The 20,442-nt window shown below is 72.9% G+C and carries 19 protein-coding genes; 10 read left to right on the top strand and 9 right to left on the bottom strand.

Going from position 1 to position 20,442, the window contains the following annotated elements; all coding sequences use genetic code 11:
- Positions 1-47 precede the first annotated feature (47 nt).
- Both AC3YO9_RS15010 and AC3YO9_RS15005 read left to right on the top strand, forming a co-directional pair.
- On the top strand, positions 48-1,241 hold the full coding sequence (locus tag AC3YO9_RS15010; protein ID WP_489984074.1) for a DNA recombination protein RmuC: 1,194 nt from the start codon (positions 48-50) through the stop codon (positions 1,239-1,241).
- A gap of 25 nt (positions 1,242-1,266) precedes the next feature.
- A complete protein-coding gene (locus AC3YO9_RS15005) occupies positions 1,267-1,830 on the top strand; it encodes a DUF6542 domain-containing protein (protein ID WP_489983740.1) in 564 nt (187 codons plus the stop codon).
- On the opposite strand, the gene AC3YO9_RS15000 is transcribed toward AC3YO9_RS15005, so the two are convergent.
- Positions 1,827-2,807 carry a 4-hydroxy-3-methylbut-2-enyl diphosphate reductase gene (locus tag AC3YO9_RS15000; protein ID WP_489983739.1) on the bottom strand — a complete coding sequence of 327 codons (981 nt, stop codon included), beginning with the start codon at positions 2,805-2,807 and terminating at the stop codon, positions 1,827-1,829. The genes AC3YO9_RS15005 and AC3YO9_RS15000 overlap by 4 nt on opposite strands.
- A gap of 75 nt (positions 2,808-2,882) precedes the next feature.
- On the opposite strand from AC3YO9_RS15000, the gene AC3YO9_RS14995 reads away from it, so the two are divergent.
- Genes AC3YO9_RS14995 through AC3YO9_RS14985 form a run of 3 tightly spaced genes read left to right on the top strand, consistent with a single transcriptional unit; the run spans position 2,883 to position 4,963 of the window.
- A complete protein-coding gene (locus AC3YO9_RS14995) occupies positions 2,883-3,434 on the top strand; it encodes a lipid droplet-associated protein (RefSeq protein WP_127782199.1) in 552 nt (183 codons plus the stop codon).
- A 42-nt stretch (positions 3,435-3,476) separates the two neighbouring features.
- On the top strand, positions 3,477-4,748 hold the full coding sequence (gene xseA / locus AC3YO9_RS14990; protein WP_277601716.1) for an exodeoxyribonuclease VII large subunit: 1,272 nt from the start codon (positions 3,477-3,479) through the stop codon (positions 4,746-4,748).
- Positions 4,745-4,963 carry an exodeoxyribonuclease VII small subunit gene (locus AC3YO9_RS14985; RefSeq protein ID WP_127782198.1) on the top strand — a complete coding sequence of 73 codons (219 nt, stop codon included), beginning with the start codon at positions 4,745-4,747 and terminating at the stop codon, positions 4,961-4,963. The genes xseA and AC3YO9_RS14985 overlap by 4 nt, the downstream gene beginning before the upstream one ends.
- A gap of 16 nt (positions 4,964-4,979) precedes the next feature.
- Here AC3YO9_RS14985 and AC3YO9_RS14980 read toward each other — a convergent pair whose 3' ends face one another.
- Entirely contained in the window at positions 4,980-5,549 is a 570-nt protein-coding gene (locus AC3YO9_RS14980) for a DUF4245 domain-containing protein (protein ID WP_489983738.1), read from the bottom strand.
- A gap of 207 nt (positions 5,550-5,756) precedes the next feature.
- Between AC3YO9_RS14980 and glpX the strand changes: the two genes are divergently transcribed.
- Complete coding sequence (glpX, locus tag AC3YO9_RS14975; RefSeq protein WP_127784653.1) at positions 5,757-6,746, top strand: class II fructose-bisphosphatase; 990 nt, start codon at positions 5,757-5,759, stop codon at positions 6,744-6,746.
- A gap of 60 nt (positions 6,747-6,806) precedes the next feature.
- Here glpX and AC3YO9_RS14970 read toward each other — a convergent pair whose 3' ends face one another.
- Positions 6,807-7,787 (bottom strand): NAD(P)/FAD-dependent oxidoreductase, encoded by a 981-nt coding sequence (locus tag AC3YO9_RS14970; RefSeq protein ID WP_489983737.1) that lies wholly within the window; start codon positions 7,785-7,787, stop codon positions 6,807-6,809.
- A 132-nt stretch (positions 7,788-7,919) separates the two neighbouring features.
- On the opposite strand from AC3YO9_RS14970, the gene AC3YO9_RS14965 reads away from it, so the two are divergent.
- Positions 7,920-9,335 (top strand): class II fumarate hydratase, encoded by a 1,416-nt coding sequence (locus tag AC3YO9_RS14965; protein ID WP_489983736.1) that lies wholly within the window; start codon positions 7,920-7,922, stop codon positions 9,333-9,335.
- Positions 9,335-10,123, top strand: a complete 789-nt coding sequence (locus AC3YO9_RS14960) for a carbon-nitrogen hydrolase family protein (protein ID WP_489983735.1) — start codon at positions 9,335-9,337, stop codon at positions 10,121-10,123. The genes AC3YO9_RS14965 and AC3YO9_RS14960 overlap by 1 nt, the downstream gene beginning before the upstream one ends.
- Positions 10,124-10,148: 25 nt before the next feature.
- Here AC3YO9_RS14960 and phoH2 read toward each other — a convergent pair whose 3' ends face one another.
- On the bottom strand, positions 10,149-11,447 hold the full coding sequence (phoH2, locus tag AC3YO9_RS14955; protein ID WP_489983734.1) for an RNA 5'-3' helicase PhoH2: 1,299 nt from the start codon (positions 11,445-11,447) through the stop codon (positions 10,149-10,151).
- A 236-nt stretch (positions 11,448-11,683) separates the two neighbouring features.
- Entirely contained in the window at positions 11,684-12,892 is a 1,209-nt protein-coding gene (locus AC3YO9_RS14950; RefSeq protein ID WP_489983733.1) for a DUF885 domain-containing protein, read from the bottom strand.
- An 80-nt stretch (positions 12,893-12,972) separates the two neighbouring features.
- On the opposite strand from AC3YO9_RS14950, the gene coaA reads away from it, so the two are divergent.
- Entirely contained in the window at positions 12,973-13,920 is a 948-nt protein-coding gene (coaA, locus tag AC3YO9_RS14945) for a type I pantothenate kinase (protein WP_489983732.1), read from the top strand.
- 70 nt (positions 13,921-13,990) lie between these two features.
- On the opposite strand, the gene AC3YO9_RS14940 is transcribed toward coaA, so the two are convergent.
- A complete protein-coding gene (locus AC3YO9_RS14940; protein WP_127782190.1) occupies positions 13,991-14,770 on the bottom strand; it encodes an isoprenyl transferase in 780 nt (259 codons plus the stop codon).
- A 194-nt stretch (positions 14,771-14,964) separates the two neighbouring features.
- On the opposite strand from AC3YO9_RS14940, the gene trhA reads away from it, so the two are divergent.
- Complete coding sequence (gene trhA / locus AC3YO9_RS14935) at positions 14,965-15,591, top strand: PAQR family membrane homeostasis protein TrhA (protein WP_489984073.1); 627 nt, start codon at positions 14,965-14,967, stop codon at positions 15,589-15,591.
- Positions 15,592-15,896: 305 nt separating this feature from the next.
- Here trhA and AC3YO9_RS14930 read toward each other — a convergent pair whose 3' ends face one another.
- From AC3YO9_RS14930 to AC3YO9_RS14920, 3 genes are all read right to left on the bottom strand, one after another.
- Positions 15,897-16,742, bottom strand: coding sequence for an LppP/LprE family lipoprotein (locus AC3YO9_RS14930; RefSeq protein ID WP_489983731.1), 846 nt, complete (start codon positions 16,740-16,742; stop codon positions 15,897-15,899).
- A 432-nt stretch (positions 16,743-17,174) separates the two neighbouring features.
- Positions 17,175-19,178, bottom strand: a complete 2,004-nt coding sequence (locus AC3YO9_RS14925) for a thioredoxin domain-containing protein (RefSeq protein WP_489983730.1) — start codon at positions 19,176-19,178, stop codon at positions 17,175-17,177.
- 106 nt (positions 19,179-19,284) lie between these two features.
- The gene (locus AC3YO9_RS14920) at positions 19,285-20,403 is read right to left on the bottom strand and encodes an NDMA-dependent alcohol dehydrogenase (protein WP_489983729.1); all 1,119 of its coding nucleotides are present in this window, start codon (positions 20,401-20,403) and stop codon (positions 19,285-19,287) included.
- Between the last annotated feature and the right edge of the window lie 39 nt (positions 20,404-20,442).

Below are 20,442 nucleotides of genomic sequence, written 5' to 3'. Positions count from 1 at the left end.
CTGGGGTGGTGCCGGGAGTGTCGGTGCCCACGTCCACGATGGGCGCCATGGACCTGCTCACCGCCCTCGCCCTGCTCGTCGTGCTGCTCATCGGAGCGGCGCTGGGGTGGTTCGCCAACGCCGCGCGCAGCGGTGCCCGGCTGGCCGGTGCCGAGGCCGCGCTGGAGGCCGGCCGGGCCAACGAGGAGGCGGTGCGCCGCTCCATCAGCCTGCTGAGCGAGGACTCCGCCCGCCGGCAGTCCGGGGCCATCGGCAGCGAGGTCGCCGGGGTGGTCGGACCGCTGCGCGAGGCGGTGGGCGCCCTCGCCGCGCACCTGGACGCCGTGGAGCGCTCCCGGCTGGAGGCCTACTCGGGCCTCCGCGAGCAGGTGGCCGGCATGCACCGCACCTCCTCGCTGCTGTCCAGCCAGACCAACCAGCTGGTGACGGCGCTGCGCGCCCCGCAGGTCCGCGGGCGCTGGGGCGAGCTGCAGCTGGAGCGGGTGGTGGAGCTGGCCGGGATGGTGGAGCACTGTGACTTCGCCACCCAGGTCTCCACCACGCTGGACGACGCCGACGGACCGGTGCGGCTGCGGCCGGACATGGTGGTGCGCCTGGCCAACGACCGCAACATCGTGGTGGACGCCAAGGTCCCCTTCGCCGCCTACCTCGACGCCACCGAGGCCACCGACGAGGCCGAGCACCGCGCCCTGCTGAGCCGGCACGCCCGCCAGCTGCGCACCCACGTCGACCAGCTCTCCAGCAAGACCTACTGGAAGGCGTTCAGCCCGAGCCCGGAGTTCGTGGTCCTCTTCGTGCCCGGCGACCCGTTCCTGGAGGCGGCGCTCACCGCCGACCCCGAGCTGCTCGAGCACGCCTTCGCCCGCAACATCGTCATCGCCACCCCCACCACGCTGATCGCGCTGCTGCGCACGGTGGCGCACACCTGGCGGCAGGAGTCGCTCTCGCGCGACGCCGCGGTCATCCACCAGCTCGGCCGGGAGCTGCACGGGCGGCTGGCCACGGTGGGGGGCCACCTCGACAAGCTGGGCTCCCAGCTCGGCCGGGCGGTCGACTCCTTCAACGCCACCGTCAGCTCGATGGAGAGTCGGGTGCTGGTCACCGCACGCCGGCTCAACGACCTGCAGGTGTCCACCACCGAGGTGCCGCAGCCGACGCAGATCGACCGGCTGCCGCGCCGGGTGATGGCCGCAGAGCTGCAGGACACCGCGTCGCCGGAGCGGCAGGAGCACACTGCCTAGCAGTGCCGGACGGTAAGGTTGCGCCGTGAGCACCACCATCCCACCCGCGCGACGGGTCCCCCTGGCCGACCGCTCGGTCGTGGCCACCAAGACCGGGGTGCCGTGGTGGGGGGCAGTCCTCGGCGCGTTCGCGATGACCGGCACGGGTATCGCCATCGACCTGACCCTGGGTGACACGCTCACCAAGATCTTCCTGGTCTTCTACGCCGTCGGGTGCGTCGCGGCGGTGCTCGCGGTCCAGCACCGCGGGATCTTCGCCGCCATGGTGCAGCCGCCGCTGATCCTCGCGGTCACCGTGCCGCTGGTGGTGCACAGCCTCGGCAGCTCCGCCCGCGGCGGGTTGCGCAACGAGATCATCACCCTCGCGCTGCCGCTGATCAACGGCTTCCCCACGATGGCCGTCACCACCGCGGTCACCGTCGGGCTGGGCGTGGCGCGCATCCTCATCCAGCGTCGGGCCTACCCCAGCGACACGCCGGAGCGCATCGAGTCGGACCGGGAGAGCTACCGGCCGCGCCGCCAGCTCATCCAGCGGCCCACCGCCCCGACCAGCAGCAAGACCCGGTCCGAGGCCACCGCCGGCCGCTAGCGGGGGCCGCGGCCCTTGCGCAGCTCGTGCGGCAGCGCGAACACCAGCGTCTCGTTGGCCGTGGTCACCGGCTGCACCTCGCCGTAGCCCCGCTCGGCCAACCGGTCCAGCACCCCGCGCACCAGGATCTCCGGCACCGAGGCGCCCGAGGTGACGCCCACGGTCTGCACGCCGTCCAGCCAGGCGTCGTCGATCTCCTCGGCGTAGTCCACCAGGTAGCTGGCCCGGGCACCGGCACCCAGCGCCACCTCCACCAGGCGCACCGAGTTGGACGAGTTGCGCGAGCCCACCACGATCACCAGGTCGCACTCCGGCGCCATGGCCTTCACGGCGACCTGCCGGTTCTGGGTGGCGTAGCAGATGTCGTCGCTCGGCGGGTCCTGCAAGAGCGGGAAGCGCTCGCGCAGCCGGGCCACCGTCTGCATGGTCTCGTCCACGCTGAGGGTGGTCTGCGACAGCCAGATCACCTTGGACTCGTCGCGCACGGTCACCTTGTCCACCGAGGCGGGACCGTCCACCAGCTGCACGTGCTCCGGCGCCTCCCCGGCGGTGCCCTCCACCTCCTCGTGGCCCTCGTGGCCGATGAGCAGGATGTCGAAGTCGTCGCGGGCGAAGCGCTTGGCCTCCTGGTGCACCTTGGTCACCAGCGGGCAGGTGGCGTCGATGGTGCGCAGGTTCCGGCCCGCGGCCTCCGCGTGCACCGCGGGCGACACGCCGTGCGCGGAGAACACCAGCAGCTCGCCCTCGGGCACCTCGTCGGCCTCGTTCACGAAGATGACGCCACGGTCGGACAAGGTCTGCACCACGTGCCGGTTGTGCACGATCTCCTTGCGGACGTACACCGGCGCACCGTGCTTCTCCAGCGCCCGCTCCACCGTCTCCACGGCGCGGTCCACGCCGGCGCAGTAGCCGCGGGGCTCAGCCAGCAGGACGCGCTTGGTGGAGCCGGCAGGTCGGGCATCAAGTACAGACGACATGGCCCCAGCCTACGGTGACACGCTGCGGCGGTGGCCAGTTGTGTGTCTCACCAGCGGATGAGGCACTCTGGTGCCATGCCTCGTATCCCACTCGCCGTGCGGGTCGCCGCCGGGCTCGCGGCCGCCACCGCCACGGAGGTGCGCAACCTCCCCAGCACCGTCGTCTCGCTCCCGGTCACCGCCGTGAGCCAGGTCCTGCAGAACCTTATGCGGGTGCAGCAGCAGGTGACGGCACTGGCCATCCGCGGTGACGAGGTGCTGTCCTTCCTGCACCCCGCCCAGGAGAAGCCGGAGTGGGCCACCTTCGACGAGCCCATCCAGCGCCCAGAGGCGCCGTCGGAGTCGGTGCGCCGCAGCGGGAACGGACGGTTCGCGCTGTACTCCAACGTGCCGGTGGACGCCACCACCGCGGACAGCGACGACACCGAGGAGTCCGGCTCCGCAGTGGGCGCCGAGGAGCCGGTGAGTGGCTACGACACCATGACGCTGGCCCAGCTGCGCGCCCGCCTGCGCACGCTGACGCTGGTCGAGCTGGAGGCGCTGCTGGCCTACGAGCAGGCCCAGCGCGCCCGGGCCCCGTACCTGACGATGCTGGACAACCGCATCAGCACCGTGAACGCCCAGTGAGCCTGACCTCGCAGTGAGTCGAGTCACCACTGCTCGTTGCTCGTGACCGCCCCCAGCACCCCGGAACAGCCGTGGCCGGTGCGCACCGTCTCCATGAAGGTGGCGCAGTGGATCCAGCGTCTGGGTGACGTGTGGGTGGAGGGCCAGCTCACCCAGATCAACGCCCGGCCCAACACCGCCACCGCGTTCCTGGTGCTTCGCGATCCAGCCGCCGACGTCTCCCTCACGCTGACCTGCTCGCCGCGGCTGCTGCAGGCCAGCCCGGTCCCGCTCACCGAGGGCAGCCGCGTGATCGTGCACGGCTCCCCCACCTTCTACGCCGGCCGCGGCACCTTCTCGTTGCGGGTGGACGAGATCCGCCCGGTGGGCATCGGCGAGCTGCTGGCCCGCATCGAGCGGCTGCGCCGCCTGCTGGCCGCCGAGGGGCTCTTCGACGACCGGCTCAAGCGCCCACTGCCCTTCCTGCCCGGCACCATCGGCCTGGTCACCGGGCGGGCCAGCGCGGCCGAGCGGGACGTGCTCAGCGTGGCCGGTGCCCGGTGGCCGGCGGTGCGCTTCGCGGTCCGCAACACCGCCGTGCAGGGTCCCACCGCCGTGGCGCAGATCTGCGCCGCGCTCACCGAGCTCGACCGGGACCCCGAGGTGGACGTCATCGTGCTGGCCCGCGGCGGGGGCAGCGTGGAGGACCTGCTGCCGTTCTCCGACGAGACCCTGTGCCGGGCCATCTCGGCCTGTCGCACCCCGGTGGTCAGCGCCATCGGCCACGAGCCGGACAACCCGCTGTCGGACCTGGTGGCCGACGTGCGCGCCGCCACCCCCACCGACGCCGCCAAGCGCCTGGTGCCCGACGCCGCCGAGGAGAGCCGCCGGGTGGCGGAGATGCGGGCTCGCAGCCGGGCCGCGCTGCAGGCGTGGGTGGTGCGCGAGTCGCGCTCGCTCGCGCAGCTGCGCAGCCGCCCCGTGCTGGCCGACCCGCTGCGCACCATCGACAACCGGGCCGAGGAGATCACTCGGCTGCGGGCCGGCGGGCGTCGGGACGTGCGCCGCCACCTCGAGCGCGCGGAGACCGCCGTGGCCCACCTGCGGGCGCGGCTGTCCACCCTCGGTCCGGCCGCTACCCTGGCCCGCGGCTACGCCGTGGTGCAGCGCATCGACGACAGCGGCGCGGCCCACGTGCTGCGCTCCACCGCCGACGCCCCCCTCGGCTCCGCGCTGCGGGTGCGGGTGGCCGACGGCGCCGTGCACGCCCGCGTCGTGCCCGCCAGCACCAGCCAGGACACCACCCCGCCCGACCTTCCGGAGGCCCCGCAGTGACCACCCCGCCCCACGAGCTCGGCTACGAGCAGGCGCGCGACGAGCTGGTGGAGGTGGTGCGCCTGCTGGAGCAGGGCGGGCTGGACCTGGATGCCTCGCTGGCCCTGTGGGAGCGCGGCGAGGCCCTGGCCAAGCGCTGCGACGAGCACCTGGCCGGTGCCCGCGCCCGGGTGGAGCAGGCCCTGGCCAAGGGCGCCAACGGCTCCGGCTCCTAGGCCGCTCCGGCCGGGCTCAGCCGTTGAGCGGTTGGGCCTCGGCGGCCGCAGCGGCCAGCGTCTGGTAGTCCTCCGCGCTGCCGCTGCCGGTGATGAGCAGCCGCACGTCGCCCAGGTCGGCCACCCACACCGCCTCGGCGTCCTGCTCGGGGTACACCACCCAGCTGCGCCCGCCGGCCTCCCTGGTGCCCGAGGCGCTGCGCACGCCACCCACCTGGCTGGCCAGCAGGGCGTCCTCGCCGGCGGTGCTCTGCACCAGGCGCAGGTAGCGCCCCGAGCCGGTCATCCAGCCGACGGTGGCGCTCGGGCCACCCTGCGGGCCGGACACCTCGCCGCGGCTGGCGGAGTTGCCGTGCCACTCCGGGGGCAGCTGGGGCAGGCGGACGGGGAAGTCCAGCACGGCGGCGTCGGTGCGCAGCTCGGCGGCCACGTCCACGTTCAGCGGCGGACCCTCGGTGGGACCACCCGGGCTGAAGCTGCAGGCCCGGGAGAGCCCGGCCAGCGCCATGACGATCAGGACCAGCGGAATGATCGTGATGAACATGTCACCGCTGGTCTGGAGGTGGCGGGGCTTGTCGGCAGGCACCGCTCCATCATCGCACCGCTCAGCACGCCTACCACCAGCCTGTGGCCCGTCCACCGGCCCAGGGTGAGGCGGGCAACACCTCCTTCTGCGAGAATCACCGCAAACCCCGCGTCCCGCGCGCCGACCAGGAGGCCCTCAGTGACCAACCCGACCGAGCAGGTTCCATCGACCCAACGCCGCCGGGAGGCGCCGGATCGCAACCTCGCGATGGAGCTGGTCCGGGTCACCGAGGCTGCGGCCATGGCGGGTGGCCGCTGGGTCGGCCGCGGCGACAAGAACGGCGGTGACGGCGCCGCCGTGGACGCCATGCGCAAGCTCATCGGCTCCGTCTCCATGCGCGGCGTGGTCGTCATCGGCGAGGGCGAGAAGGACGAGGCGCCCATGCTGTTCAACGGCGAGGAGGTCGGCAACGGCGACGGGCCCGACTGCGACGTCGCGGTGGACCCGATCGACGGCACCACCCTGATGGCCAAGGGCATGCCCAACGCCATCGCCGTCCTCGCCGTCGCCGAGCGCGGCGCGATGTTCGACCCCTCGGCGGTGTTCTACATGGAGAAGATCGCGGTGGGCCCCGAGGCCGCCGACGTCATCGACATCAGCGTCCCGGTGGCGGAGAACATCCGGCGCGTGGCCAAGGCCAAGGGCAGCGACGTCTCCGAGGTCACCGTCTGCATCCTGGACCGCCCCCGGCACGAGAACCTGATGCGCGAGGTCCGCTCCGCCGGCGCCCGCATCCAGCTGATCTCCGACGGTGACGTGGCCGGCGCCATCGCCTGCGCCCGCCCCGACTCCGGCGTGGACATGCTGCTGGGCACCGGTGGCACGCCGGAGGGCATCATCGCTGCCGCCGCCATGCGCTGCATGGGGGGCGCCATCCAGGGCCGGCTGGCTCCCACCGACGACGCCGAGCGCCAGCGCGCCCTGGACGCCGGTCACGACCTCGACCGGATCCTCACCACCGAGGACCTGGTCTCCGGGGACAACGTGTTCTTCTGCGCCACCGGCATCACCGACGGCGACCTGCTCCGCGGCGTCCGCTACCGCGGCGGCGGCTGCACCACGCAGTCCATCGTGATGCGCTCCAAGTCGGGCACGCTGCGCATGATCGACGGCTACCACCGCCTGACCAAGCTCCGCGAGTACTCCAGCATCGACTTCGACAACGCCGGCGACGAGGGCGACCGCCCGCTCCCCTGATCGCAGGTCGGGACACCACCACCGGCGCCGCCCCCACCAGGGAGCGGCGCCGGTGGTGCGTCAACCCTCGCTGGAGCTGTGCCCGGGGAACAGGTGCGCCGACGGATCCAGCTCGACGGCGATGTTGTTCACCGCCGTCGCCGCCTCGCCGAAGCCGGTGGCGATCAGGCTGACCTTTCCCGGGTAGGTGACGATGTCGCCCGCCCCGTAGACCAGCGGGCGGGCGGTGCGCATGGTCGAGTCGACGACGATCTGGCGCCGGTCGATCTGCAGCGCCCACTCGGTGAGCGGCCCCAGGTCCGCGGTGAAGCCGAGCGCGGCGATCACCGACTGCGCCGGCAGGGTGCGCACCACGCCGTCCACCTCGACGTCGACCTCGGCCAGGGCGCCGCTCTCCCCCGCCCGCAGCGCGCTCACCTGGGCGTCGGTGACCAGCTCGACCCCGAGGCTGCGCACGGCGTCCACCGTGCCGGCGTGGGCCCGGAACTTGGCGCGCCGGTGCACCAGGGTGACGCTCTTGGCCACCGGGTGCAGGGCCAGGCACCAGTCGAAGGCGGAGTCGCCGCCGCCCACCACCACCACGTCCTGGCCGGCGTGCGCGGCCAGCGCGGGCACGAAGTTGACCACCCCGCGCCCGGACCACTCCTGCCCCACCGGCAGCGGGCGCGGGGTGAAGGTGCCCATCCCCCCGGTGACCAGCACCGCCCGGCTGCCCACCACCTGCCCGTCGTCGAGCTCCACGTCGAAGCCACCGCCCGCGGCGTCGTGCAGGTGCACGGCCTGGCGGCCGAGCAGGTAGGTGGGCTTGTACTGCCCGGCCTGCTCCACCAGGCCGGCCACCAGGTCGCGGCCCCTGATCGCGGCGAAGCCACCGACGTCGTAGATCATCTTCTCCGGGTACATGGCGGTGACCTGGCCGCCGGGCTCGGGCAGCGTGTCCACCACGACCACCGACAGCCCGCGGAACCCGGCGTAGTACGCGGCGTAGAGGCCGGCCGGCCCTGCGCCGACCACCAACAAGTCACACGTGGTCTCAGTCACACGAACTCCTCGTCTCGGCTGTGACTCCCCACCCTAGGCAGAGCCGGTCCGATTCGTGACCCGGCTCACCGTGGGAGCCGGTGGGCACCCGCGCGCTGGCCCGCGCCCACGCCGAGTGGCAAGGTCGGGCCCATGACCAACGGCGAGACACAGACCCAGGACGGCTACCGGATCGAGCACGACACGATGGGCGAGGTGCGGGTGCCCGTCGACGCGCTGTGGGCGGCGCAGACCCAGCGCGCGGTGGAGAACTTTCCCATCAGCGGACGCGGCCTCGAGCGCGCCCAGATCCGCGCCCTGGGGCTGCTGAAGGGCGCGTGCGCCCGGGTCAACGCCCAGCTGGGCATCATCGCCGACACCGACGCCGCGGCCATCGCCAGCGCGGCCGACGAGATCGCCGCCGGCCGCCACGACGAGCAGTTCCCCATCGACGTGTTCCAGACCGGCTCGGGCACCAGCTCCAACATGAACACCAACGAGGTGATCGCCACCCTCGCCGGCAAGGCGGGCGTCACCGTGCACCCGAACGACACCGTGAACGCCTCCCAGTCCTCCAACGACACCTTCCCGACGGCCACCCACCTGGCCGCCACCGAGGCCGTGGTCAAGGACCTGGTCCCGGCGCTGGAGCACCTGCACGCCTCGCTGGTGCAGAAGCAGCAGCAGTGGCGCGACGTGGTCAAGGCCGGGCGCACCCACCTGATGGACGCGGTGCCGATCACCCTGGGCCAGGAGTTCGGCGGCTACGCCCGCCAGGTCGCCGCCGGCATCGAGCGGCTGCAGGCCTGCCTGCCCCGGCTGGGTGAGCTGGCCATCGGCGGCACCGCCGTGGGCACCGGGCTGAACGCCCCGGAGGGCTTCGGCGCGGCCGTGGTGGCCGCCCTGCGCGACGCCACCGGCCTGGACGTGCTCACCGAGGCCGTGGACCACTTCGAGGCGCAGTCCGCCCGGGACGCACTGGTGGAGGCCTCCGGCGCGCTGCGCACCATCGCGGTGTCGCTCACCAAGATCTGCAACGACCTGCGCTGGATGGGTTCCGGACCGCGCACCGGCCTGGGCGAGATCCGGCTGCCGGACCTGCAGCCGGGCAGCTCGATCATGCCGGGCAAGGTGAACCCGGTGATCCCCGAGGCCACCCTGCAGGTGTGCTCGCAGGTGGTGGGCAACGACGCCGCCATCGCCTGGGCGGGCGCGTCGGGCTCGTTCGAGCTGAACGTGCAGATCCCGGTGATGGCCCGCAACCTGCTGGAGTCCATCCGGCTGCTCAGCAGCTCCAGCCGGCTGCTCGCCGACCGCTGCATCGACGGCCTGGAGGCCGACGAGGAACACTGCCGCGAGCTGGCGGAGTCCTCGCCGTCCATCGTCACCCCGCTGAACTCCGCCATCGGCTACGAGGAGGCGGCCAAGGTCGCCAAGCAGGCCCTGGCCGAGCGGCGCACCATCCGCGAGGTGGTCATCGACCGTGGGCACGTGCCCGACCGCATCAGCGAGGAGAAGCTGGACGCGGCGCTGGACGTGCTGGCCATGGCCCGGGTCAAGCAGGACTGATGCGAGTCGCGCTGGCACAGGTGCTCAGCGGCACCGACCCCGCCGCCAACCTGGCCACCGTGCGCGAGCAGGTGGGGCTGGCCGCCGCCGCCGGCGCGTCGCTGGTGGTGTTCCCGGAGGCGAGCATGTGCCGGTTCGGGGTGCCGCTGGGGCCGGTGGCCGAGCCGCTGGACGGGCCCTGGGCCGAGGGCGTGCGGGAGGCCGCCCGGTCGGCCGGGGTGACGGTGGTGGCGGGGATGTTCACGCCCGCCGACGACGGGCGGGTGCGCAACACGCTGCTGGTGGTGGGGCCGGACGTGGACACCCACTACGACAAGGTGCACCTGTTCGACGCCCTCGGGTTCACCGAGTCGCGCACCGTGGCCGGCGGCGACGAGCTGGTGGTGGTGCCGGTGGACGGGGTGCAGGTGGGGCTGAGCACCTGCTACGACATCCGCTTCCCCGGCATGTACCAGCAGCTGGCCGACCGGGGCGCGGAGGTGGTGGTGGTGTCGGCGTCCTGGGGCGCCGGCCCGGACAAGGTGGCGCAGTGGGAGCTGCTGGCCCGGGCCCGGGCGCTGGACTGCACCAGCTACGTGCTCGCCTGCGGGCAGGCCGACCCGGCGAGCCTGGGCGAGGAGCCCGGCAGCGCGCCGACCGGGGTGGGCCACAGCGTGGTGGTCTCCCCCACCGGCGCGGTGCTGGCGGGGGCGCAGTCCGACCCGGAGCTGCTGGTGGTCGACCTGGACCTCGCCGCGGTGGCTGCGGCGCGGGCGTCGTTGCCCGTGCTGGCCAACCGCCGCTGGTAGCTCGCTCCCCTGGGGCGCCGCAGGGTCAGGACTCCGGCACGAACTCCTCCAGCATGTCGGTGACCAGCGCAGCGATGGGTGAGCGCTCGCTGCGGGTGAGGGTGACGTGCGCGAACAGCGGGTGCCCCTTGAGCTTCTCGATCACCGCCGCCACCCCGTCGTGCCGGCCCACCCGCAGGTTGTCCCGCTGGGCAACGTCGTGGGTGAGCACCACCCGCGAGCCCGACCCCAGCCGGGACAGCACCGTGAGCAGCACGTTGCGCTCCAGCGACTGGGCCTCGTCCACGATCACGAACGAGTCGTGCAGCGACCGCCCCCGGATGTGGGTCAGCGGCAGCACCTCGAGCATCCCCCGCGCCAGCACCTCCTCGATGGTGCCCGGGTCGGCCAGGCCCTCGAGGGTGTCGAACACCGCCTGCCCCCACGGCCCCATCTTCTCGGCCTCGCTGCCCGGCAGGTAGCCCAGGTCCTGCCCACCCACGGCGTACAGCGGCCGGAACACCACCACCTTGCGGTGCTCGCGTCTCTCCAGGACAGACTCCAGCCCGGCGCACAGGGCCAGCGCCGACTTGCCGGTGCCGGCACGCCCACCCAGCGACACGATGCCCACGCTCTGGTCCATCAGCAGCTCCAGGGCGATGCGCTGCTCGGCCGAGCGCCCGTGCAGCCCGAAGGCCTCCCGCTCCCCGCGCACCAGCGCCACCTGCTTGCCCGGGGTCACCCGGCCCAGCGCGGACTGCTGCCCGGCCAGCAGCCGGATGCCGGTGTGGCAGGGCAGGTCCCGCGCCTCGTCCAGGTCGATCAGCCCGGTGGCGAACAGGTTGTCCACGTCGGACTGGGTCACCGCCAGCTCCGTCATGCCGGTCCAGCCGGAGTCCACCACGTCCTGGGCGCGGTACTCGTCGGCGGGCAGACCCACCGCCCCGGCCTTCACCCGCAGCGGGGTGTCCTTGCTGACCAGCACCACGTCGCGCCCCTCGGCCCGCAGGTTCAACGAGCAGGCCAGGATGCGGGAGTCGTTGGAGTCGGTGCGAAAGCCCGAGGGCAGCACCGCCGGATCGGTGTGGTTGAGCTCGACGTGCAGGCTGCCGCCGTGGGCGCCGACGGGGACCGGCTGGTCCAGCCGTCCGTGCTCCAGGCGGAGGTCGTCCAGCAGGCGCAGCGCCTCGCGGGCGAACCAGCCGAGCTCGGGGTGGTGCCGCTTGCCCTCCAGCTCGCTGATCACCACCAGCGGGAGCACGACCTGGTGCTCGGCGAAGCGGGTCGGCGCCCACGGGTCGGACAGCAGCACTGAGGTGTCCAGGACGTACGTTCGTGCAGCCACAGCAGGCTCCCTCACCAGCGCGGCACCCGCGCAAGCGGTTTGCTCGGCCGGACCGTTCCTGGCCGCCGTCAGGGTTGACGGTGACGAGGACCGGGTGCCGGCCCCCTCGTGCAGACACTCACGACTGGAACCTCCCGGACGGGTGGCTTCCCCACCACCCGACACCGCCGACGCTAGCCGCCGCGATCGCCAGGGTGATGCAGGACACGCCGCGGTTTACCGGGCGTTCACGGCCCTCAGGCGGCGGCGATCTCCGCGCGCACGGTGGCGGGCACCAGCGGCTCGTCCAGCAGCCGCAGGTAGCGGGTGCCCAGCGGCTCGTCGGCGGGCCGGGCGTCCAACCAGGAGTGCAGCAGCCGGTAGCCCTCCACGTAGGTGGTGGTGTACGCCCGCCACAGCGGGTCGGACAGGAAGCGCAGCATCTGCCGGGCCCGGGGCGCGGGCACCAGCAGCCACCGCTGCAGGAAGTCCACCACCGTGTCCTCCTCGGCGCCCTGGGAGTGCAGCATCAGGGCCGCGTCCTGGCGCACCTTGAGCAGCTGGGTGGAGGCGTTGTGCAGCCGCTCGGCCCGCGCCCCGTCGAAGCGCAGCCCCAGGTCGGCGAAGATCTCCTGCGCCCACAGGCCCCAGCCCGGCCCGACCACGGCGTCCAGGCCCAGGTCGGCCAGCCCCTCCGCCATCAGGCACTGCGGGGTGTTCACCAGGAACAGCGTCTGCTCCAGCTGGCCGTCGGCCACCAGGCCGGACTCCTTGCGGCAGTGCTCGGTGTGGTGGCCGGGGTAGGACTCGTGGGCCACCAGGTGCGGCAGGTGGCTCATCCGCTGCTTGAGGTCGGAGTTGATGGCCACCCGGGACTGGTGGTTGCCCAGGTAGTAGTTGAAGCCCGACCAGGGCTTGTCACCGACGATCTCGTAGCTCACGGTCTCGTCCTCGGGCAGCGCGAACTGGTCGCGCACCCGGTCGCGCAGCGCGGAGGAGAAGGCGTGCACGCAGGCGCTGAGCCGCTCCGGCGGGATCTCCTCCAGGGCCCGGGCGGCGTTGAGCCGGGCCGGCAGCGGGCCGTCGCCGGGCAGCTCCGCGGCCAGGGCGCGGTGCGCGGCCAGGTACTCGTCCGGGTCACCCGGGGTGATCCGCACGTCGAAGTAGGCGTCGACCTCCTCGACGAAGTCGATGGCGTCGCCGGCGAGCTTGCGTCCCGAGCACTCCAGCGCCCGCAGGTGCACGTCCAGGAAGCGCTCCCGCTCCGGTGCCAGGGCCACCGAGGCGAGCTCGGCGCGCAGGTCGGCCGCCCGTGCGGCCAGCGCACGTGGGTCGGGCGGGGGCTCGTTCTCGGTCTGCCTGCGCAGGGCCGCGTCGCCGGTGTAGGCGTCGACGAACCCGGGCTCCAGTCGGTCGAAGCGCAGCCCCAGGAGCAGGTACTCGCGCACCATCGTGTTCGCGTCCACGACCGTCAAGCCTAGTCGCCACGCCGGTCCAGGCGCCCCACGGCTTCTCCCTCTCCAGGCCTATGCGTACCGTTTGTCCCGTGGCTCGAACCAGCACGCGCAGCACCCAGGAGCCCAGCCCGTACGTGGAGCTCGACCGGGCACAGTGGCGCGACCTCCGGCTCTCCACCCCGCTGCCGCTCAACGACGACGAGCTGAGCGCCCTGCGCGGCCTCGGCGAGCAGGTGGACCTGGACGAGGTGGCGGAGGTGTACCTGCCGCTGGCCCGGCTGATCAACCTCCAGGTGGCCGCGCGCCAGCAGCTGCACAACGCCACCACCACGTTCCTCGGCGAGACCCCGGCCAGCACCCGCGTGCCCTTCATCATCGGCGTGGCCGGCAGCGTGGCGGCGGGCAAGTCCACCACCGCCCGGCTGCTGCAGACGCTGCTCGCTCGCTGGCCCGACCACCCGCAGGTGGACCTGGTGACCACCGACGGCTTCCTCTACCCCACCGCCGAGCTGACCCGCCGCGGAATCCTGGACCGCAAGGGCTTCCCGGAGAGCTACGACCGCCGCGCCCTGCTGCGCTTCGTCACCAGCGTGAAGAACGGGGTGGAGCGCGCCGCCGCGCCGGTCTACTCGCACGAGGACTACGACATCGTGCCCGGGGCCGAGCAGGTGGTGTCCAAGCCGGACATCCTCATCGTCGAGGGCCTCAACGTGCTGCAGCCCGGCCCGCGGCTGATGGTCTCGGACCTGTTCGACTTCTCCATCTACGTCGACGCCGCCATGGAGGACCTGCAGAGGTGGTACGTGGAGCGCTTCCTGGCGCTGCGGAGCACGGCCTTCGCCCAGCCGGGCTCGCACTTCCACCACTACTCCTCCCTCGACGACGCCCAGGCGCGCGTGGAGGGCCGCAGGATCTGGCTGTCCATCAACGAGCCCAACCTGGTGGCCAACATCCTGCCCACCCGGCCACGGGCCACGCTGGTGCTGCGCAAGGACCGCGACCACTCCATCCGCCGGGTCCGGCTGCGCAAGCTCTAGCAGCCGTACCGGCGGTGCTGCTAGGAGCCGTACCGGCGGTGCTGGCTAGGAGCCGTACCGGCGGTGCTGGCTAGGAGCCGTACCGGCGGTGCCGTGCCCCGTAGTCGCGCAGCGCCCGCAGGAAGTCCACCCGGCGGAACTCCGGCCAGTAGGTCTCGCAGAAGTAGAACTCCGAGTACGCGCTCTGCCAGAGCAGGAAGCCCGACAGCCGCTGCTCGCCGCTGGTGCGGATCACCAGGTCGGGGTCGGGCTGGCCGGAGGTGTAGAGGTGCTGGCCGATGGCCTCCACCGTCACCGTCGCGGCCAGCTGCTCGGCCGGCACGCCCGCGGCGGCCCGCTCCGCCAGCAGGGAGCGCACGCCGTCCACGATCTCCTGGCGCCCGCCGTAGCCGACGGCGATGTTCACCGAGACTCCCGGACGTCCCTTGGTGCGCTCGGCGGCCGCGCGCAGGCCCTTGGCGAAGGGCTCGGGCAGCGCGTGCAGCGCACCCACGATGCGCAGCTGCCAGTTGGCCTCCGGCCCGGACAGCTCGTCCACCACGTCGGTGATGATGTGCAGCAGCGCCTCCAGCTCCTCGGGGTCGCGCCGCAGGTTGTCGGTGGCGAGCATGTACAGCGTCACCACCTCCACCCCGGCGGCGTCGCACCAGCCGAGCATCCCGGCGATCTTCTGCGCCCCCACCCGGTGGCCGTGGCTGACGTCGTCGAAGCCGGCCTCACGGGCCCAGCGGCGGTTGCCGTCCATGATCACGCCGATGTGGCGCGGGCGCTCCACGCCGCGGAGCTGGCGCAGCAGGTGGCGCTCGTAGAAGGCGTAGGCCAGGTTGCTCGTCGTCTCCCTGACCGTCACTGCTGAGTCCTCCTGGCGCCGCCCTCCACGGGAGGGGACCCTACGCCTGGGAGCGGACCGCCCAGAACGGTGTCCGAGTGAGCGCCTCGGCTGGGTACCCTGTGATTGGTCTCGCCGCTGGTGCGGTGACCACAGCTGGAGGAGGCCGTCCCGTGACCACCCTGACCCCCGCCCCCTCGCTCGTCACGCCGCGCATGCGCGGCTGGATCCACCTCTGGTCGTTCTGCGCCGCGGTGGTCGCCGCCGCGGTGCTGGTCACCCTGGCGGCGTCCACCGTCTCCGGCCGCGCGGCGCTCGGCACCGGCATCTACGGAGTCACCGTGTGCGGGGTGTTCGGGGTGAGCGCGCTGTACCACCGCCGGGCCTGGCGCAGCGAGCGCGCGCGCACCTGGATGAAGCGGCTGGACCACTCGATGATCTTCGTGTTCATCGCCGGCAGCTACACCCCGTTCGCGCTGCTGTGCATGCCCCGCGACACCGGCAACCGGGTGCTTGCCGTGGTGTGGGTCGGTGCGGCACTGGGGGTCGTGCTGAAGATGGCGTGGCCCTCGGCGCCGCGCTGGGTGGGCGTCCCGCTCTACCTGGCGCTCGGCTGGGTGGCGGTCTTCGTGCTGCCCGAGCTGCTGCACCACGCCGGGCTCGCCGCGCTGCTGCTGCTCATCATCGGTGGGCTGTTCTACACCGTGGGCGGGATCTTCTACGGCGTGCAGTGGCCCAACCCGTGGCCGGACACCTTCGGCTTCCACGAGTTCTTCCACGCCTCCACCGTGCTCGCCGCGCTGTGCCACTACGTGGCCATCTGGCTGGCGATCTACTCCTGACGCGCCGGCCCCGGCGGCCCGCCCCGCTCCCCTCGCGCTGCCGCTGATCGGTGCCCCGCCGGGCCGTCGTTCGGCACCTGAACGACCCTGTTGACGCTCGGGTGAGCGGACGATCATGTTCACCCCACTGCACGCTGACGTGGGCGGTATCACGGACATGGACCGGGTAGCGCCGCGAGCGCAGGCACATGCACGCCCCGTTCGGTGGGGTAACCGGCCCCACGATCAGCGGGCAGAACCGGCCCACCTTCCAGCAGGTGGTGCAGCTCCGCTGCTGCCGGCAGCGGCGAAGCCTGCATCACTACCTACTGCTCCGGCGGGGCGCCTTCCATGACGACGCGGTTGTCCTGCCAGTGGTACTTCACGGTGACGAAGCCCTTGGCCGGGCACGCGTTGCACTCGCCCACGACCTTGTAGGTGAGCACGACCGTGCGGTCGCTGGATGCGGTGCTGAAGCCGGTGAAGCCGTACGCCTTGGTGGTCCCGGTACCGAGGTACTTCCCCTGGTGAAACATCAGGGCCTGCACGGGCGACGACCCGGTAGCCCCGTCGACGGTGACGAGCGCGGTGGACAGCGTCGCGCACGGGTCGTAGTTGCCGTCGATGACGTGCCCAAAGCGTGCACCGGTCACCGGCTCGCGGGGCTGGCGAAGCATGGCGGCGCTGACCGCCGGCGCCTCGAGGTTGATGCCACACGGGGCGCTCACCGGCACCGCGCTCGTCGGGGGCGCTGCGCCGCCCTGCGCCGTCAGCGGGGTTCGATCACCACGACTGAGGTGGAACCCGTTGCCCGAGCTGGCTGCCACGCAGGTGAGCCCGTCCTGCATGCTGCGACAGGCGACGCCGCCCAGCTGCACCGTGCTGCCGTACGGCAGCACCGCCACCGGCGCGATGCTGGTGTCGATCGGCGGACCACCGAAGCACGACGCCGGCGCGAGCCCCGCAGCGGTGAGCTGCACGATCTGCGGCGACCAGTTTCCGACGCAGGGGCTGGGCCTCGGCGGGTCGGGGTAGGTCCGGCCCTGGACGATGCACGCCAGCTCGGCAGCGTCGGGGCTGGTGCCGCAGCGCACGTTGCCGCTGGGCGTGACGAGCTGGTGGCCCGCGGGGGTTGCGTAGGCCGCCGGGTCGGTCGCCGCCCCCGCCGCCACGAAGGCAGCCGGGTTGTCTCGCCAGGTCAGCGCAGGCGCCGGTTCAGCAGAGGTAACGTCCCCGCTCGGAGCTTCCGCCGGTGTCGCCGGCACCGGCGGCTGCGTCACGGCCGCCGTTGGCGACTGCGGCACTGCTGACCTGCCGTCCTGCGGAGCCGGAGCCGGCGCCGGCGCCGACTGGCCACAGGCCGTCAACGCCACCAGCAGGAGCACCGCTGCTGACCACTGGCGCATGCGTGCGTGCACGAAGCCTCCCCCAAGACTGCCCGCCGACAGGACTCGTCCGACCAGGCCCCGAACCCAGCGCAGGCCCGCTCCCGGGTCCCGCGTGCGGCGTCGTCACCGCAACCCCCGTCGTGCTGACAGCACAGTCACGGAGCCGGGCGATCATGGCACAGCGACCACCGAACAACGGCGAGCGGGACTGTGGACCTAGACGCTGTCGGCGCCCCGGCCCAGCAGCTGCAGCAGCTCGGGCACGCTGGCCACCGGGCGGTCGCAGACGAACCCGCGGCACACGTAGGCCGCGGGGTGGCCGTCGATGAGCTCCCGCCCGGCGAGCAGCGGCGCGGAGTCGGGCTTGCCGCCCACGATCACCGTGCCGCCGGGGGCGTTGCGCCGCGCCGAGGACAGCAGTGCTCCCCCGCCGGCCACCGCCACCTGCAGCGGCCCGCGCTGGGCAGCCTCGGCCACCGCCCACCAGTTGCCCGCCGCCCGGGGCGCCCGGTCCAGCAGCACGCCGGCTCGGGCCAGGGTGGTGTCGGCCAGCTCGGCGTACCGCGCCGAGCGCTCGGGCTCGGTGAGCGCGGCCGCCACCTGCAGCGCCTCCGCCATGGCGGACGCCCCGGACGGGGTGACGTTGTCCATCGGGTCGCGCGGACGGCGCACCAGGGCTTCGGCGTCGTTGGCGGTGTCGAACCAGGCGCCCGGCTCGGTGCCGTCGGCGAAGTGCTCCACGGCCAGGTCCACCAGCGTGCAACCGTGCTCCAGCCAGCTCAGGGCCCCGGTCGCCTGGTGCAGGGCCAGCAGCCCCGTCGCCAGCGACGCGTGGTCCTCCAGCACCGCCGCGGCCGAGCCCACCGATCCGCCCAGCGAGGCCCGCCGCAGCCGTCCGTCCACCAGGTGGGTGGCCAGCAGGTGCTCGGCGCACGCCGCCGCCGCCTCCACCCACTCCGGCCGGTCCAGCGCCGCACCGGCCTCGGCCAGCGCGGTGATGGCCAGCCCGTTCCAGGCGGTCACCACCTTGTCGTCGCGGCCAGGCTGCGGGCGCCGGGCCCGGGCGGCCAGCAGCGTGGCCCGCACCCGCTGCCACCGGTCGGAGTCGTCCGGGTCGACCGGCAGCTGCAGCACCGAGGCGCCGTGCTCGAAGGTGCCTCCCTCGGTCACCACCAGCAGCTCGGCCGCCCACGCGCCGTCGTCGGGTCCGAGCACCTCGGCCAGCTGCGCCGGGGTCCACACGTAGGTGAGCCCCTCCACGCCGTCGGTGTCGGCGTCCAGGGCCGAGGCGAAGCCACCCTGCTCGGTGCGCAGCGCGCCCAGGAGCAGGTCGGCCGTGCTCTGCGCGGTCCGCAGCGCCAGCGCCGAGCCGGTCACCCGGTGCAGGTTGGCGTACAGCCGCAGCAGCTGGGCGTTGTCGTAGAGCATCTTCTCGAAGTGCGGCACCACCCACGCCGCGTCCACCGAGTACCGGGCGAAGCCACCGCCCAGCTGGTCGTTGATGCCGCCGCGGGCCATCGCGTCGGCGGTGCGCACCACCGTGGCCAGCGCCTCCTCCGCGCCGGTGCGCTCGTAGTGGCGCAGCAGCGCCTGGCACAGCATGGTCGGCGGGAACTTGGGGGCGGTGCCGAACCCGCCGTTCACCAGGTCGGCGTCCCGCAGCACCTTGCCCACGGCGGAGTCCAGCGCGTCCTGGGTGACGGCGGCCGGCGGCAGCACCCCCGAGGCACGCTCCAGCTCCGACACCACGGCCACGCCGGCCTTGAGCACCTCGGCGCGGTTGTCCGTCCAGGCGTGGGTGACCGCGGTGAGCAGCTGCGGGAAGGACGGCATCCCCTGCCGCGGGGTGGGCGGGTAGTAGGTGCCGCAGTGGAACGGCTCGGCGTCGGGGGTGAGGAAGCAGGTCATCGGCCAGCCGCCCTGGCCGGTCATGGCGACGGTGGCCTCCATGTAGACCGCGTCGATGTCCGGACGCTCCTCGCGGTCGACCTTGACGCAGACGAAGTCACGGTTCATCTGCGCCGCGATCTCGGGGTTCTCGAACGACTCGTGCGCCATCACGTGGCACCAGTGGCAGGCGGAGTAGCCCACCGACAGCAGCACCGGCACGTCCCGCTGCCTGGCCTCCTCCAGCGCCGCCGCGGACCACTCCTGCCAGTGCACCGGGTTGTCCTTGTGCTGCAACAGGTACGGGCTAGACGACTCCGCCAGCTGGTTCACTTGGGTGTCCTTCCACTCGGCGTCGGTCGGGCTCCCCCAAGCCGCACGGCCATCGTGTCAGGACAACCTCCGCCCCGCCGGGTGTGTTCCCGACGGGGCGAGGAGGTCAGTCGAACAGGATGACGCCGCGAATGTTCTTGCCGGAGTGCATGTCCTCGAACCCCTGCGCCACCTGGTCGAGGCTGTAGGTGGTGGTGACCAGCTCGTCGAGCTTGAGCTTGCCGCTGGTGTAGAGGTCGATCATCCAGGGGATGCCCGAGCTGGGGCTGGAGGCGCCGAACAGCGACCCCTGGATGCGCTTCTGGTACAGCACCAGCTCCACCAGGTTGATCGGCAGACCCATCTGCATGGCGTTGCCCAGCCCGGTCACCACGCAGGTGCCGGCCTTGCGGATGGCAGCGAAGGCCTGCGCCACCTGGTCACCGGTGACCACGCCGGTGGTGACGATGGCGGAGTCCGCACCCTGGCCGTTGGTGAAGGAGCGGGCGATCTCGGTGCCCTCCTCCATGGTGGCCACGGCGTGGGTGGCGCCCAGGGCCAGCGCGGTCTCGCGCTTGAAGGCCACCGGGTCCACCGCGATCACGTGGGCGGCGCCGGCGTGGGCCGCACCCTGCACCGCGTTCATCCCGATGCCGCCGACGCCCATCACCACCACGGTGTGGCCGGGGTAGACCTCGGCGGAGTTGACCGCCGCGCCCCAGCCGGTGCCCACGCCGCAGCCGAGCAGGCAGAGCTTGTCCAGCGGCAGGTCCTTGTCCACCTTGACCGCGGAGCTGACGTGCACGGTGGTGTGCTCGCTGAAGGTGGAGATGCCGCTGTTCTGCGCCACCGCCTGCCCGTCCAGGCTCATCCGGTAGCTGGACGGGTCGTCCGGGCGGCTGCCCACCAGCACCGAGGCGCCCCGGTCGCACAGGTTCTGCATGCCGGTGGCGCACCAGCGGCAGCGTCCGCAGCCGGCGAGGAAGGAGAACACCACGTGGTCGCCCTCGGCCCAGTCCAGGGTGTGCGGGCCGACCTCGACCACCACGCCGGCGCCCTCGTGGCCACCGCAGAAGGGGTAGCTGCCCACCGGCAGGTCACCGGTGGCGAGGTGGTCGTCGGAGTGGCACAGCCCCGAGGCCACCATCTTCACCAGCAGCTCGTTCTGCCGGGGCCGGTCGAGCTCGAGGTCGACCACCTCGTACTTGCCGGGGGCCTGCCGGATGATGGCGCCGCGAGTCTGCACAGTTGCTCCTGAGTTCTGGGTCGAGCCGTACTGGTGGGT

This window comes from Rhodococcus sp. Z6_132 (genome assembly GCF_058133635.1).
This window is presented reverse-complemented; position numbering and strand designations above follow the sequence as displayed.